The sequence below is a fragment of the Streptomyces sp. NBC_00400 genome, assembly GCF_036048035.1.
GTDB lineage: Bacteria > Actinomycetota > Actinomycetes > Streptomycetales > Streptomycetaceae > Streptomyces.
The window spans coordinates 7750598-7765225 of sequence record NZ_CP107940.1 but is presented as its reverse complement, the minus strand read 5'-3'; the positions used below and the strand labels follow the sequence as shown (position 1 = coordinate 7765225).

The window sequence follows — 14628 nt, the reverse complement described above, 5'->3', positions numbered from 1 at the left end:
CCGGGAATTCTTCGACGTACCGCATCGAGGAAGGTTCTTCATGAACCGCACAGCTCGCCCGAACGACCGCTCCGCCCGGAACCGTTCCAACGGCTCCGCCGGCTCCGGCCGCGGCGGCTACCGCTCGCAGGCGTCGAACCGGTCCGGCGCCAAGCGGCGCCGGCCCGCCGCACGGCCGGAAGAGTTCGCGCTGCCCGTCACCCACACCCCCGCACTGCCCCCGGCCGAGAACTTCGCCGCACTGGACATGCCGCCCGCGCTGCTGGCGTCGCTGACCGCGGAAGGGGTGACGGCCCCGTTCCCGATCCAGGCCGCCACCCTGCCGAACTCGCTGGCCGGGCGCGACGTTCTGGGCCGTGGGCGCACCGGCTCGGGCAAGACGCTCGCCTTCGGTCTGGCCCTGCTGGCCCGTACCGCCGGCCTGCGCGCCGAACCCGGGCGGCCGCTCGCCCTGGTGCTGGTCCCCACCCGCGAGCTGGCGCAGCAGGTCACCGATGCGCTCACCCCCTACGCCCGGTCACTGACGCTGCGGATGGCCACCGTCGTCGGCGGGATGTCGATCGGCCGGCAGGCGAGCGCACTGCGCGCCGGGGCCGAAGTGGTCGTCGCGACGCCCGGACGGCTCAAGGACCTCATCGGCCGTGGTGACTGCCACCTGAACCAGGTCGCCATCACCGTGCTGGACGAGGCCGACCAGATGGCCGACATGGGCTTTATGCCCCAGGTCACCGCTCTGCTCGACCAGGTCCGTCCCGAGGGGCAGCGGATGCTCTTCTCGGCCACCCTGGACCGCAACGTCGACCTTCTGGTCCGGCGCTATCTGACCGACCCCGTGGTCCACTCCGTCGACCCCTCGGCAGGCGCCGTCACCACGATGGAGCACCACCTGCTGCATGTCCGCGACGCCGACAAGCACGCCACCACGACGGAGATCGCCGCCCGTGACGGCCGGTCGATCATGTTCCTGGACACCAAGCGCGCCGTGGACAAGCTCACCAAGCACCTGCTGAACAACGGTGTGCGCGCCGCGGCACTGCACGGCGGCAAGTCCCAGCCCCAGCGCACCCGGACCCTGGCCCAGTTCAAGACCGGCCACGTCACGGTCCTGGTGGCCACCAACGTCGCGGCCCGCGGCATCCACGTCGACAACCTCGACCTCGTCGTCAACGTCGACCCGCCCACGGACCACAAGGACTACCTGCACCGCGGTGGCCGCACCGCCCGGGCCGGCGAGTCCGGCAGCGTCGTCACCCTCGTCCTGCCCAGCCAGCGCCGCGAAATGGACCGTCTGATGGCCGACGCGGGCATCACCCCGCAGTCCACCCAGGTCCGCTCCGGGGAGGCCGAACTGAGCCGCATCACCGGCGCCCAGGCACCTTCAGGGGTTCCCGTCACCATCGCCGCACCGGTCGTCGAGCGCCCCAAGCGCAGCGGCTCCTCCACGCGCGGCCGCCGCAGCCGCTCCGCCCAGGCCCGTCGCTCCACCGGATCGCCCCGGGCCGCGACCGGTGCGTCCCCGCGGCAGCGGTCCGGCGGCAAGGCGTCATGACCACCAGCTCCGCCCACCCGTTTCCGGCTTCTCCTCGACCCTGAAGAGGCACTATGCGCGTCGTCATCGCCCGCTTCCCCTTCGACTTGATCAAGACCGAGGTGCAGGACGCGATGAAGGGCATCAAGCCCGAACCCATCACGGGTGAGTCCGTGCAGATCGGCACCCGTCACTACCCCGTCAAGCAGGTCGGGGAGATCATCACCCGGCAGGACCGTCGTGACTTCTCCGCCGGCGAGGTGACCCGGGCGCTGACCCGTCTCGGCTTCACCTGTCGCTCCGCGACCCCGGCCGCCCGCACCCCGCTCGAGGAGGCGTCGGACCTGCTCCAGGCCCCGGCATCCCCTGACTGGAATCCGGAAAGCTGACACCCCGGTACACAGCGGCATGACGGCATGACGTCACCGAGGCATGACGTCACCGTCACGGCTCATGACGTCATGCCGTTATGCCGTCTGGCGATGCGTCAGCGATCAGCGGTCGGAGTAGCGGAAGTCGCCCACCGTCCAGGCGCCCACATCCTCGATCGCGACGCGGTACATCCCGCCGGTCTCGGGCAGGCCGAAGCTGCCCTGCAGGATCCTCGCCACATGGAAGTGCAGATGCGTGGGCGGACCGCTCCGGTGGGGCGAGCGGGAGTGCGTACCGGCTGAGGAGAAGAGCGAGGAGAACGGCCCCAGCCGTTCCGACTCCTCAAGGACCTCGGCCACGCGCTGCCGCCACACGGCCTCGGGTGCCAACCGCCCGGTGAGGACGGCGCCTTGGACCGCAACGGTGAGAGACATCTGGTTGCTCTGCTCCGACTCCACCATGGCGGCGATGTCGACGAGCAGTTCGTCGGGCTTCGACATGGCAGCAGACTTTACTGCCGTGACCGGCACTTGGCAGCACACGCGCGCGAGAGCCGCGCCGCTTCCCCCGGAGTGCCGGAGCCCTTACGGGGTACCCGTCCGTAGGGGCGGGCGAGGTGCCCGTCGGCAGGAAGGGAAGCGGCGGATGGCCATAGCCAAGACCAGCGTCCTGGTACTGGATTGCGCGGAGCACGCGGCGCTGGCGGATTTCTACGCACAATTCCTCGGCGGGGAAGTGCGGGTCGGGACCAGCCCGGACTACATCGAAGTCGTCGAAGGCGACACCGTCCATCTCGCGATACGGCGGGACCGCGGCGCGGCGCCGCCGAGTTGGCCCCGGCCCGATGACTCACAACAAGCGCATCTGCACTTTCTCGTCCCGCAGGACAACATGGACGAGGCGGAGCGCGAGGCGGTCAGCCTGGGGGCACGGCCCTTGCAGACCCGGGAGAACGGCGGGCCCTACGACGCCCGCCGCTACTCGGACCCCGCGGGCCACCCCTTTGTACTCGCCGCGAGCGAAGGGCACTCCCTGGGGCAGGCGAACTGAAGCGCGCCGTCACCGGGCCGCGGGGCCTCGTCCGCACGGATCAGGCGGTCCGGTGGTGCTCCTTGCGCCGGCGCAGTACCAGGAAGGTGCCGGTGGCGCCTGCCGCGACCACGGCCGCGCCGACGCCCACCGGGAGCAGGGGGAAGCCGGACGGTTCGCCGGCCGAGGCCAGGTTCTGCAGCGAGGCTCCCGGGTCGATGGTCGTGGCGACCGGTGCGACATGCCGGACCGGGCCGACCGACTTGACCGAGCCGTCCGCGTTGAGCAGCACCTGCTTGTTGTTGGGGTGGCGGAAGTCGAACATGCCGTTCAGTGAGCCGGCCCGGGCGTCGAAGGAGGCATCACCGATCCGGCCGGTGTGCCAGTTGTTCTCGATGAACTTGATGATCGAGGTCTGCTCGGTCCGGGTGTGGTCGATCTTGTTGACCCTGCTGTACGGGGAGATGACCAGCAGCGGCTGCCGGGTGCCGGGGCCGCAGCGGTCCGGATAGCCGCCGGCGGCCGCGGGACCCGCCTGGCAGGCGGGGCTGTCGGTGGCCTTGCCGTTGGAGCCGGTGGAGGTGTCCTTGGAACCGTTGCGCGGCTTGGCGAAGGCGTGGTCGTACCAGCCGTCGGAGTCGTCATAGGCGACGACGATGGCGGTGTCCTTCCACTGCGGCGACTGCTGGATGCGGTTGATCCGGTCGACGAGGAAGTGCTGTTCGTCGACCGGGTCGGAGTAGGACGCGTGGGCATCCTGGTACTCGGGGGCCTTGAGGAAGCTGACGGCCGGCAGCTTGCCCGCCTTGAGGGCGGCGTCGAAGTCGCTCAGGTCGTAGTTGTGGTTGGCCCGCCCGGCGTGGCCGACCTCGTCGACGCTCTTCGGCGGCAGGTGGTGCGGGTTGGAGGTCGACTTGTAGTACTCGAACGGCGCGTGGTGCGGGCTGTAGTCGACGACCGCCGCTCCCCCGACGTTGGTGTGCGTGGTCCCGCCGCACTTGGCGTAGTGGTCCGGCTTGCCGTCCCATCCGGTGCTGGGACGGAAGCCGCCCTGGAACCAGCCCCAGCTGACATGGCGGGAGTTGAGGACGTCGCCGATGTTGCGCCCCTTCATGGCGGCGACCGCGTTCTTGCCGGTGTGGTCCTTATTGGAGCAGTCGTCGTATGCCGGGTCCGGGTCGTTGATCATCGTGCCGACGCCCCGTGCGTCGGGTGACTGCACGGCGTACGGGTCGGGGGTGGCGGTCTGCCGGGGGGTTTCGGTGCCGGAGGCGGGATCCATGGAGACGACGCCGTGGGTCTGTCCGGAGACCAGGTTGAGCGCGCCCGGTGTGGAGGGGCCGTAGACCGAGCTGAAGGATCGGTCGTTGAGGGAGTAGTGCTGGGCGTAGTTCCACAGGCCGGTGACGGTGTTGCCGTCGTAGTAGTCCATCACCAGGCCGGGCTCGCCGAAGAGACCGCCGGAGCACTTGCCGGAGTCGGTGTTCTGGACGAACCGGTCGGCCTTGCCGCCGTTGTACGCGTACTGCTCGGGCCCGTAGTCGTGGGTCTGGTCGCAGGTCATGGCCTGCTGTGGCGTGAGCCGCTTGGGCGCGTACTGGTTGGGGTTGTGCTTCAGCAGCCCGGCGGTGCGCAGGTTGTCGATGTCCCGCGGCGTGTGCGGGGAGGCGGTGAACTTGGTGCCGTCGGTGTTGGCGGCCTTCGGATAGGTCGCGAAGTAGTGGTCGAACGAGATGTTCTCGTCGAAGAGCACGACCACGTGCTTGACGGGGGTGGCGGTACGGGAGGAATCGGGGTGCTGCGGCCCGGCGGCCCATGAGGGCGTACCCGCGCCCAGGACCGTGAGGGCCGCGGCACCCGTGAGGGCCCCCAGACGCCGTATCGCTGCTCGTCTTCCCCTACTGACCATGCTGGTTCACCCTCCGGGCCGGGACGTGATGGTGCTGTACGGCGGGATGCTCTGCCGGGCGGACGGCGGTCCGGCAGAGCCATCATGACGCCGGCGTGAACAGTGAGTCAGGTATGCCAGGACAAACCTTGACCGGGTATTGACCCTTCGAAGGCCACGGCGTGCGCCGGTCAGGCCAGCAGGGCCCGGCCGTACCAGTCCTTCTCCTCGCGCACGCCCGGCAGCGCGAAGAAGTAGCCGCCCCCGAAGGGCGAGATGTAGTCCGTCAACGGCTCGCCGGCCAGCCTTCGCTGTACGGTCTCGAACTGGCGGGCGAGGTCGCGCTGGTAGCAGCAGAACAGCAGGCCCATATCGAGATTGCCGTTGCTGTCCACGCCCCTGTCGTAGTTGTAGGCCCGGCGCAGGATCCGCTGACCGGCGCTGGACGGGGTGCGTGGATCGGCCAGCCGGATATGGCTGTCCAGGGGGATCACCTCGCCCTTGGGGTCGCCGGAATAGTCGGGGGCGTCGTGTTCCCGGTCGCCGTCCAGCGGCGCCCCGGTCTCCCGGGAGCGGCCGAACATGCGCTCCTGTTCGGTCAGCGACACCCGGTCCCAGAACTCCACCAGCATGCGGATCAGCCGCACCACCTGGTAGCTGCCGCCGACCGCCCACTCCGGCTCACCGTCCCGCGCCCCGACCCACACCAGGCGGTCCATCTCCCGGGCTGCGCGGGCATCGGGGTTGGCCGTGCCGTCCTTGAAGCCCATGAGGTTGCGCGGCGTTCCGGACGGCCGGGGCGGGCTGGTGAAACCGTCCAGCCGCCAGCGCACCTGCATACCGCCCCGGGTGTGCCGGGCGATATCACGCAGGGCGTGCAGCACGGTGTCCGTGTCGTCCGCGCACAGTTGGAGGCTCAGGTCGCCGTGGCACCAGTCGGGCTGCAGGTCGTCGTCGGGGAAGGAGGGCATGGTGGTCAGCCGGCGCGGCGCACGCCCGTGCAGCCCGAACCGGTCGTCGAACAGCGACGCGCCCACGGCGAGGGTCACCGACAGCCCGCCCGCGGGGACCTGGGCGCCCAGGAGGCCCGAGTCGGTGGGCGGACCGGTGATGCCGACCGACGCCGGTATCCCGCCGCCGGTCAGGAACCGGGCGCGTGCGGTGACGGTACGCATCAGCTCGGCCAGTTCCCGGCGGTTCTGCGCCGTCACATCGAACGCGGTGTACGCCGTGACCCGGCGGGGCGGCGCGAGCACCGAGGCCTGACGCGGGCCGTGGAAGGGCACCCGTGGGGCGGCCCCGGCGCCCGGCCCGGGGCCGGTCATCAGGGCCGGTGCACCGGCCTGGTACGGGCCGTCGTCGGATGCGGCACCACCGGCCGCGAGTCCGGCCCCGGCGAGCGCCGCTCCCCTCAGGAATCCCCGTCGGCCGACACCGCTCATGTCCTTCACACCGTTCTCCGTGCCTCGCACAGCGTCGCCACCGACGCCAGCCGTTCCACCAGGTCTCCGAACACCGCGTCGATCCGCTCCCGCTGCGTGCGGTCCAGATGGCTCAGCGCCGGCCACCGTCCGTCTTTCCGGAAGCCGTCGAGCAGCCGCTGTGTCCGGCTCAACTCGCGCTCCACGTGCGGCAGGCCGGGGTACCGGGTCACCAGCAGGGGGCGCAGCCGGGTGAGGACGGCCCGGGTTCCGTCGAGGTGGGCGCGGGCGGTGGCGAGGGTGCTGCCGCTGCCGTAGTCGGTCCGTCCGGTCAGCTCGGACTGCAGCGTGTTCTCCAGGATCTCGTGTGCCCGCAGGCCGAGGTCCGCCGGCTCCATCCGCGTCTGCGCCCAGTCGTCCCGCAGCCCCCGCACCGCGTCGTCGAGAGCGGCCGCCGGTGCGCGCAGGGAGTCGGCGGACTGCCCGTGCCACAGCCCGTATTCGATGCGGTGGAACCCGGTGAATTCCGGGTCGCGGTCGCCGTCCGGCAGACCGGCGCTCGTGCCGTTGATCTGCTGGTCCGCGTCGCCGAAGGCCCCGTATGCCGCGCCCAGCCGTTCGTAGGCGAGGTGCGCGGGCAGCCAGGCGTCCCGGGCTGCCGCCAGGTCCCCGCGCGCGAGGGCGGCCCGCAGGGTCCCGGTCCGGCCGACGAGATCGTCCAGGCCGCTCGCGACCCACTTCTGATAGTCCAGCGCCGGGGGGATCAGATCGTGCTCGGTGACCGGGGCGGCCGCGGGGCCGGCCTGACCGCCACCGTCGATACGGACCGTGGGGCCCGTGACCGCGTCGGCGTCGTCCGGCAGGCACCTGAAGGCGTACGAGCCGCGGCCCAGCCGGACCCGCAGGTGCCGCGTGGTTCCGGGGCCGATGCCCTCCACCTCGCCGTACACCGCGCCGCTGCGCGGGGACCTGAGAGAGACCTCGGCCGCCGCGGCGGAGGTGTTGTGCAGATCGAAGACCTGGGTGCCGGGACGGGGGTTGTCCCATCCCCGGCCGCACCCGCCCGGCGACACCTCGACGGTGGTGTGCCGCAGTCCGTCCGTCGCGGCGGCCTGCCCCTGCCCCGCGGTGTCCTCCGGGTCACCGGACAGCACCAGCGCCGTCAGCAGCCCGCCGGCCAGGACCACACCCCCGCTCCACCGGACACGAGGGGACCGCAGCTTCCCGGGACCGGTCCACGGCACTCCGAGCCTCCCGGGGGTCGTTCCCACCACGCGATGACGGACGTGGCGCAGGATGAGGAAAGGGCCGCGGCCCGGAGCATTCCGCCAGGGCCGACGACAACGCTGCACATGCTAGACAGCGCGGTGCGCCCGAACACGCTTTCCCCGGAAGAGATGCCAAGATTTTCCTGGTGGTTCATCGGTCCGTTGCCGTTTGCGCGACTTCGGCGCCGGGCCGGTCCGGTCAGGCGGAGCCGGGGTGCGGCGCGGGCGGGGAGGCGCGGACGTGCATCCGCTCGCCCTGTGCCCCGAAGAGGCTGAGGAATTCCACGGGATGCGGCCCGGCGTTGGCGAAGCCGTGCGGGGTGTGGGTGTCGAATTCGGCGGCCTCACCGGAGGTGAGGACGAGGTCGTGTTCACCGAGAGCCAGCCACAGCCGGCCGGAAAGGACGTAAAGCCACTCGTAGCCCTCGTGTGTGCGCAGTTCAGGCCGTGTGCCGGTGGCTCTCCCGGCGGGGAGGATGTGTTTGAAGGCGTGCAGACCGCCGAGGTGGCGGGTCAGCGGCACAAAGGTCTGTCCGTTGCGGGTGAAAGGGCGCGGATGGACCCGGGGATCGCCGGTGGCCGGTGCCCCGACCAGCTCGTCGAGCTGCACTCCGTGGGCCTTGGCGAGCGGGAGCAGGAGTTCGAGGGTCGGTTTGCGCTGTCCGGACTCCAGACGCGAAAGGGTGCTGAGCGAGATGCCGGTGACCTCGCTCAGCTGCGCCAGGGTGGCACCGCGCTCCTTCCGCAGGGCCCGTAGCCGCGGGCCGACCGCGTTGAGCACACCGGGAATGTCATCGTCCGCCATGACTCCATTTGCCGTCCCGGCAATAACGTTTGTCAAGTCGGCGAGGGGCACACCTCACCGGCTCCGCCCCGGCGTCGACCGGCTTCCGCGCCGGTACACACCGGACCCCACCGGGCAGGAACCGGAGAGATCACCCGATTGGCGCACCACACCGACCACCCACCACTGTCCGTAAGTCACTGTGGAACGGCAGGACAAAGGCCTCCGTCAGGTCCTTGCCCGCACAGGAAGTAGAAGCCGCCCCCGCATCTCCGCTTTTCGCTGAACGGGATGAATTGGATCTTTCTGGCCGGCGGCCCGATACGACCGCATGCGTGCGCCCGGTCTTTCTTCGCAGGCGGTGAATTCACTCGTCCCTTCTCACGTCGGGAGCTCACCATGGAACCCGGACCTCACGTCTGGAACTGCCCGTTCGACTATGCGGAGGGCCTGGAATTCGATCCGACGCTCAAGCGCCTGCTGACCGAAGAACCGGTCGCCCGCATCCGGCTGCCCCACGGGGAGGGCGAGGCATGGCTCGTCACCAAGTACGACGACGTACGCACGGTGACAACCGACCGGCGCTTCAGCCGGAGCGCCGTCATCGGCCGGGACTTTCCCCGTATGACGCCTGAGCCGATCGTCCAGGACGAGGCGATCAACGTGATGGACCCGCCCGCCAGCAGCCGCTTGCGGAGCCTGGTGTCCAAGGCGTTCGCCCCGCGTCACGTGGAGCGCATGCGGGCCCGCACCCAGCATGTCGTGGACGGGCTGCTGGACCGGATGGCCGCGCAGGGTCCGCCCGGCGACCTGATGGAGAGCCTGGCGAACCCGCTGCCCCTGACGACGATCTGCGAGGTCCTCGACATCCCCGAGCGCGACCAGGCACAGCTGCGCGCACACGCCCGGACCATGATGAACGTCACCGTCGAGAACCGGGAGCGCGCCGTCCGGGCCAAGGCCGATATGCGGGCCTACTTCGAGACCCTGACGGCGAAGCGGCGTCAGCACCCGGGAGAAGACCTGATCAGCGCCCTGGCCACCGCTCGTGACGGGGATGAGATCCTCAATGACCAGGAACTCACCGTGATGGCCATGGTCCTGCTCATCACCGGCCAGGACACCACCACCTACGAGATCGGCAACCTCGCCTACACGCTGCTCACCCGGACCGAGGAGCTCGCGATGCTGCGCTCCCGTCCCGAGATGCTTCCGCAGGCGATCGACGAAATGCTGCGGTTCATCCCCTTCCGCAAGGGCGTCGGCATCCCCCGCGTCGCCACCGAGGACGTGGAGCTGAGCGGAGTGACGATCCGGGCCGGGGACATCGTGCACGTCTCCTATCTGACGGCCAACCGGGACAGCCGGAAGTTCGACCGGCCCGACGAACTGGACCTGGAACGCGAGGGCCGCACCGCCCACATGACGTTCGGCTGGGGCGGACACCACTGTCTGGGTGCCCCGCTCGCGGTCACGGAGCTGGAAGTCGCCCTCAAAGCCCTCCTCGACCGCTTCCCGGAACTCCGGCTGGCAAAGCCGGCCGAGGAAATCCGCTGGAACACCACCTCGATCTGGCGCTATCCGCTGGAGCTGCCGGTCACTTGGTAACGGTGGGCCACGGCCGCAAAATGCAGATTCCACCCGCCTGGCGTACGGTTACTACTCGGAAAGATCAATCCACCAGCACGGGGAGAGTTCATTCTTCGACGGCTGGCCCGCTCGATTCCCTTCCGGGGTCGCCCTTTTCGAACCACCGGATCCGCCTACGGTTCCTTCGCCCGCTCTGAATGGGCGAGTTACCGCGACGCATACCACCGGCCGAAAAGGAAAATGACTCGAATTCAGCGCAGGGAATCCCTGAGGGGGCCACAGTCTGCAAGGAGTGCATCTCATGGCGGTTCTGTGCAAACCAGCAATCGCAGTCCCTGAATACGTCATCACCCAAGACGACACCCTCGAACTCGCGCAACGGCTGCACAAGGACCACACGCAGCTGAGACTGATCCTGCGGCTGATCGAGAACACCGGCGTCCTCAAGCGGCATCTGATCCAGCCGATCGACAAGGTACTCAAGCATCCGGGGCTCGACGCCCGTAGCGCGGTCTACGAAGAGGAGTCCAAGGCCCGCGTTCCCGCTGTGGTCCGCAAGGCACTCGACCAGGCCGAGCTGGAGCCGCAGGAGATCGACCTCATCGTCTACGTCTCCTGCACCGGCTTCATGATGCCGGCCCTGACCGCCTGGCTCATCAACACTCTGGGCTTCCGGTCGGAGACCCGGCAGATGCCGATAGCCCAACTCGGCTGCGCGGCAGGGGGCGCGGCGGTCAACCGGGCACATGACTTCTGCACGGCGTACCCCGACGCCAACGTGCTGATCGTCGCGTGTGAGTTCTGCTCGCTGTGCTACCAGCCCACCGACCTGGGTGTGGGTTCGCTGCTGTCGAACGGCCTCTTCGGTGACGCGGTCGCCGCCGCCGTGGTCCGCGGGAGCGGTGGCACCGGTGTCCGGCTGGAGCGCAACGGCTCGTACCTGATCCCGAACACCGAGGACTGGATCTCCTACGCGATCCGGTCCACGGGCTTCCACTTCCAGTTGGACAAGCGCGTACCCGGGACCATGGAACCGCTCGCCCCCGCCCTGCGCGCCGTCGCGGAGCAGCACCACTGGGACGCGGGCGAGCTGGACTTCTACATCGTCCACGCGGGCGGTCCGCGCATCCTGGACGACCTCTGCCGCTTCCTCGAGGTTCCTCCGGAGGCGTTCCGCTTCAGCCGCGCGACGCTGACCGAGTACGGCAACATCGCCAGCGCGGTGGTGCTCGACGCCCTGGCGCGCATGTTCGACGAAGCGTCGGCCCTCGACGGCCAGCGCGGGCTGCTGGCCGGCTTCGGTCCCGGGATCACCGCCGAGATGGCCCTGGGCACCTGGTCCTCCGCCCCTGCGCCGGCGGCATGACCCGACCGCCCGGTGCGCCCGGCAGGTGAGCCGCCGGGCGCACCGGGCGGAGCGCGTATCCGTTCCGCCGTCCGCCGCCGGTGGCCGTCATGACCCTCTTCCCTCCCTCCGTCCGGCCGGGCATGTCCCGGCCGGTCAGGCATGTCCCCGGCCGGCATCCGCCACCGGAGCCACCCGACTGCGGCAGCCGGCGGGAGCAGGGCAGCAATGACGTATACCGTGTATATGCCTTGAAGAGGAATATCTTGATATATACGCCGACACGTTTCATGCACGATTCATACGGACGACGAGGTACCGGCTCGCCCTCCATATCAGCAGGTGAGAGGGCGTGCCGGGGAAGCCGCGGGGCGACCTGGGCGCTCCGGTCCGGCGTCCGCCAGGGGCCTGCGGGCGTCGGGTCCCGGTGCCGGGCGGCGCCGGCACCTGGAGTCGGCCGCAAGACGAGGAGAAGACCATGGCGCGTGCAGTGGGTATTGACCTTGGTACGACGAACTCGGTGGTCAGCGTGCTGGAGGCCGGTGAGCCCATCGTGATCACCAACGCCGAGGGGGCCCGGACCACCCCGTCGGTGGTCGGGTTCGCCAAGGGCGGCGAAGTGCTGGTGGGTGAGATCGCCAAGCGGCAGGCCGTGACCAACGTCGACCGCACCGCGCGGTCGGTCAAGCGCCACATGGGCGAGGCGCAGTGGCGTTTCCCGGACAGCGGCGACATCGACGGCAAGCGGTACACCGCACAGGAGATCTCCGCGCGGGTGCTGCAGAAGCTCAAGCGCGATGCCGAGGAATACCTGGGCGAGGACGTGACGGATGCGGTGGTCACCGTTCCGGCGTACTTCAATGACGCCCAGCGCACCGCCACCAAGGAGGCCGGCGAGATCGCGGGCCTGAAGGTGCTGCGGATCGTCAACGAGCCGACCGCCGCGGCGCTGGCCTACGGCCTCGACAAGGAGAACGACCAGACCATTCTGGTCTTCGACCTCGGTGGCGGCACCTTCGACGTCTCGCTGCTGGACATCGGCGACGGCGTCGTCGAGGTGAAGGCCACCAACGGCGACACCCACCTGGGCGGCGACGACTGGGACCAGCGGATCGTCGATTACCTCACCAAGCAGTTCAAGAACGCCTACGGCATCGACCTGTCCCAGGACAAGATGGCCACCCAGCGACTGCGGGAGGCCGCCGAGAAGGCCAAGATCGAACTGTCCGCGGCGACCGAGACCACGATCAATCTGCCGTATCTGAGCGCGTCGGCCGACGGGCCCCTGCACCTGGACGAAAAGCTCACCCGCTCGCAGTTCGAGCAGCTCACCGCCGATCTCCTCGAACGCTGCAAGACCCCGTTCCACAATGCGGTGCGGGACGCCGGGATCAAGGTCTCCGACATCAATCATGTGATCCTGGTCGGCGGCTCGACCCGCATGCCCGCGGTGACCGAACTGGTCAAGGAGCTGACCGGCAAGGATCCGCACAAGGGTGTCAATCCCGACGAGGTCGTCGCCGTCGGCGCCGCCCTGCAGGCCGGTGTCCTCAAGGGTGAGGTCAAGGACGTCCTCCTGCTGGACGTCACCCCGCTGTCCCTCGGCATCGAGACCAAGGGCGGCATCATGACCAAGCTCCTCGAACGCAACACCACGATCCCGACCAAGCGGTCCGAGATCTTCACCACGGCCGAGGACAACCAGGCCTCCGTGCAGATCCAGGTCTACCAGGGCGAACGCGAGATCGCGGCGTACAACAAAAAGCTCGGGATGTTCCAGCTGACCGGTCTGCCGCCGGCCCCCCGCGGGGTCCCGCAGATCGAGGTCTCCTTCGACATCGACGCCAACGGCATCATGCACGTCACGGCCAAGGACCTGGGCACGGGCAAGGAGCAGAAGATGACCGTCACCGGCGGCTCCTCGCTGCCGAAGGACGACATCGACCGGATGGTCCGCGACGCCGAGCACCACGCCGAGGAGGACCGCCGCCGGCGGGAGACCGCGGAGACCCGCAATCAGGCCGAGCAACTGGTCTATCAGACGGAGAAGTTCCTCAAGGACAACGAGGAGAAGGTCCCCGGCGAGGTCAAGACCGAGGTCGAGACCGCGATCGGTGAGGTCAAGGAGAAGCTGAAGGCCGCCGAGTCCGCCGACGGGGACAACACCGCGGAGCTGCGTACGGCCTCCGAAAAGCTCGCGACCGTCTCCCAGAAGCTGGGCCAGGCCATGTACGCCGACGCCCAGTCGCAGGCTCAGGCCCAGGGATCCGCGCAGGGTTCCGAGGGGGCAGGTGGCTCCGGCGAGGGCGGATCGGGCGCAGCCTCCGGCGAGCAGGACGATGTCGTCGATGCGGAGATCGTCGATGACGACAAGCAGGAGGGAAGCACACGATGAACCGTCCGACCCACATCCGTGACCTCCCGCAGCCGCCGCCGGCTCTCGTGGGGCACCGGCAGGAGGAACCCGCCGGACCGGTCCCGCCCCACGCCGCCCAGGCCGAGGAACGGCCCGCGCAGGACGACACGGGGAGGCCGCCCGGGGAGGGCCGGGACCCCGGTCGGCCGTCCCGCCAGGACGAGGCCGCCGCGCGGCCGGCGTCGCAGGACGTGGTGCTGCGCGCCGAGCTCCAGGAGCGTACGGCCGATCTTCAGCGGCTGAAGGCCGAGTACGACAACTACCGCAAGCGGGTCCACCGCGACCGCCTGGCGGTCGGCGAGATCGCCGTGGCCAATGTGCTCAGCCGGCTGCTGCCCGTACTCGACGCCCTTGCCGAGGCCGGTGAGCAGGGCGAGGTGACCGGTGGTTTCCAGCGCGTCGCCGAGGCTCTGCACACCGAGCTGGGGGCGCTGGGCCTCCAGCCCTTCGGTACGGCGGGCGCCCCGTTCGACCCGCTGATCCACGAGGCCGTCACCTACACCCCCGACGACCAGCGGGAAGAGCCCGTCTGCACCGCGGTCCTCCGCCAGGGCTACCGGGTGGGCGACCACCTGCTGCGTCCCGCGCAGGTGACCGTGGCCGGCAAACCGCCCGCCGGGTCGTAGCACCCTCCGGGCCGGACCACCGGACCTTCTCACCGGCCCTTCCGCCGTGGCGCCACGGCGGAAGGGCCGGTTTTCCGTCATGGCGTGGCACGGTCCGTGCCGGGCGCCCGCGCCCCTGAATTTCCGCTCCGCATCAGTTCCGCATCACGGGAATTCGCGTGGCGGTCCGCCCCCGCTCCCCTTTCCCTCGCAGGCCGGAGCGGGCGACAGGAACGGGGCCCAGGAACCGGATCAGACATCAGGGGGTTCCGGTCCGGTCGCGTCGGGTCCGTGGAGTGATCGACGAGCTGATCGGCGGATCATGCCTTCACCGGGACGGAATTCCGTCCACTGCGGGCGGCTGCGCATAGGTGAGATTCCC

Annotated in this window: 12 protein-coding genes; 7 read left to right on the top strand and 5 right to left on the bottom strand. The window is 69.7% G+C overall.

The features are described 5' to 3' along the window. Positions 1–40: 40 nt before the first annotated feature. Positions 41–1549: a DEAD/DEAH box helicase gene (locus OHS81_RS34150; protein ID WP_328389759.1), complete on the top strand. Its 1509-nt coding sequence runs from the start codon at positions 41–43 to the stop codon at positions 1547–1549. 53 nt (positions 1550–1602) lie between these two features. Then, positions 1603–1917 (top strand): SCO5918 family protein, encoded by a 315-nt coding sequence (locus OHS81_RS34145; RefSeq protein ID WP_328389757.1) that lies wholly within the window; start codon positions 1603–1605, stop codon positions 1915–1917. A gap of 105 nt (positions 1918–2022) precedes the next feature. Here the strand turns inward: OHS81_RS34145 and OHS81_RS34140 are convergent, their stop codons facing one another. Beyond that, the gene (locus tag OHS81_RS34140; RefSeq protein WP_328389755.1) at positions 2023–2400 is read right to left on the bottom strand and encodes a hypothetical protein; all 378 of its coding nucleotides are present in this window, start codon (positions 2398–2400) and stop codon (positions 2023–2025) included. 145 nt (positions 2401–2545) lie between these two features. On the opposite strand from OHS81_RS34140, the gene OHS81_RS34135 reads away from it, so the two are divergent. Beyond that, entirely contained in the window at positions 2546–2950 is a 405-nt protein-coding gene (locus tag OHS81_RS34135; RefSeq protein WP_328389753.1) for a VOC family protein, read from the top strand. A 40-nt stretch (positions 2951–2990) separates the two neighbouring features. Here OHS81_RS34135 and OHS81_RS34130 read toward each other — a convergent pair whose 3' ends face one another. From OHS81_RS34130 to OHS81_RS34115, 4 genes are all read right to left on the bottom strand, one after another. Then, positions 2991–4838: a phospholipase C gene (locus OHS81_RS34130; RefSeq protein WP_328389751.1), complete on the bottom strand. Its 1848-nt coding sequence runs from the start codon at positions 4836–4838 to the stop codon at positions 2991–2993. 170 nt (positions 4839–5008) lie between these two features. Further along, positions 5009–6259, bottom strand: coding sequence for an iron uptake transporter deferrochelatase/peroxidase subunit (gene efeB / locus OHS81_RS34125; RefSeq protein WP_328391621.1), 1251 nt, complete (start codon positions 6257–6259; stop codon positions 5009–5011). 5 nt (positions 6260–6264) lie between these two features. Next, positions 6265–7425: an EfeM/EfeO family lipoprotein gene (locus tag OHS81_RS34120; protein ID WP_328389749.1), complete on the bottom strand. Its 1161-nt coding sequence runs from the start codon at positions 7423–7425 to the stop codon at positions 6265–6267. A 280-nt stretch (positions 7426–7705) separates the two neighbouring features. After that, on the bottom strand, positions 7706–8311 hold the full coding sequence (locus OHS81_RS34115; protein ID WP_328389747.1) for a helix-turn-helix domain-containing protein: 606 nt from the start codon (positions 8309–8311) through the stop codon (positions 7706–7708). Positions 8312–8689: 378 nt separating this feature from the next. On the opposite strand from OHS81_RS34115, the gene OHS81_RS34110 reads away from it, so the two are divergent. From OHS81_RS34110 to grpE, 4 genes are all read left to right on the top strand, one after another. Next, entirely contained in the window at positions 8690–9898 is a 1209-nt protein-coding gene (locus OHS81_RS34110) for a cytochrome P450 (protein ID WP_328389745.1), read from the top strand. Positions 9899–10181: 283 nt separating this feature from the next. After that, a complete protein-coding gene (locus tag OHS81_RS34105) occupies positions 10182–11246 on the top strand; it encodes a type III polyketide synthase (RefSeq protein WP_328389743.1) in 1065 nt (354 codons plus the stop codon). Between the two features lie 457 nt (positions 11247–11703). Continuing rightward, complete coding sequence (gene dnaK, locus OHS81_RS34100) at positions 11704–13620, top strand: molecular chaperone DnaK (protein ID WP_328389741.1); 1917 nt, start codon at positions 11704–11706, stop codon at positions 13618–13620. Next, positions 13617–14267 (top strand): nucleotide exchange factor GrpE, encoded by a 651-nt coding sequence (gene grpE, locus OHS81_RS34095; protein WP_328389739.1) that lies wholly within the window; start codon positions 13617–13619, stop codon positions 14265–14267. The genes dnaK and grpE overlap by 4 nt, the downstream gene beginning before the upstream one ends. Positions 14268–14628: the final 361 nt, after the last annotated feature.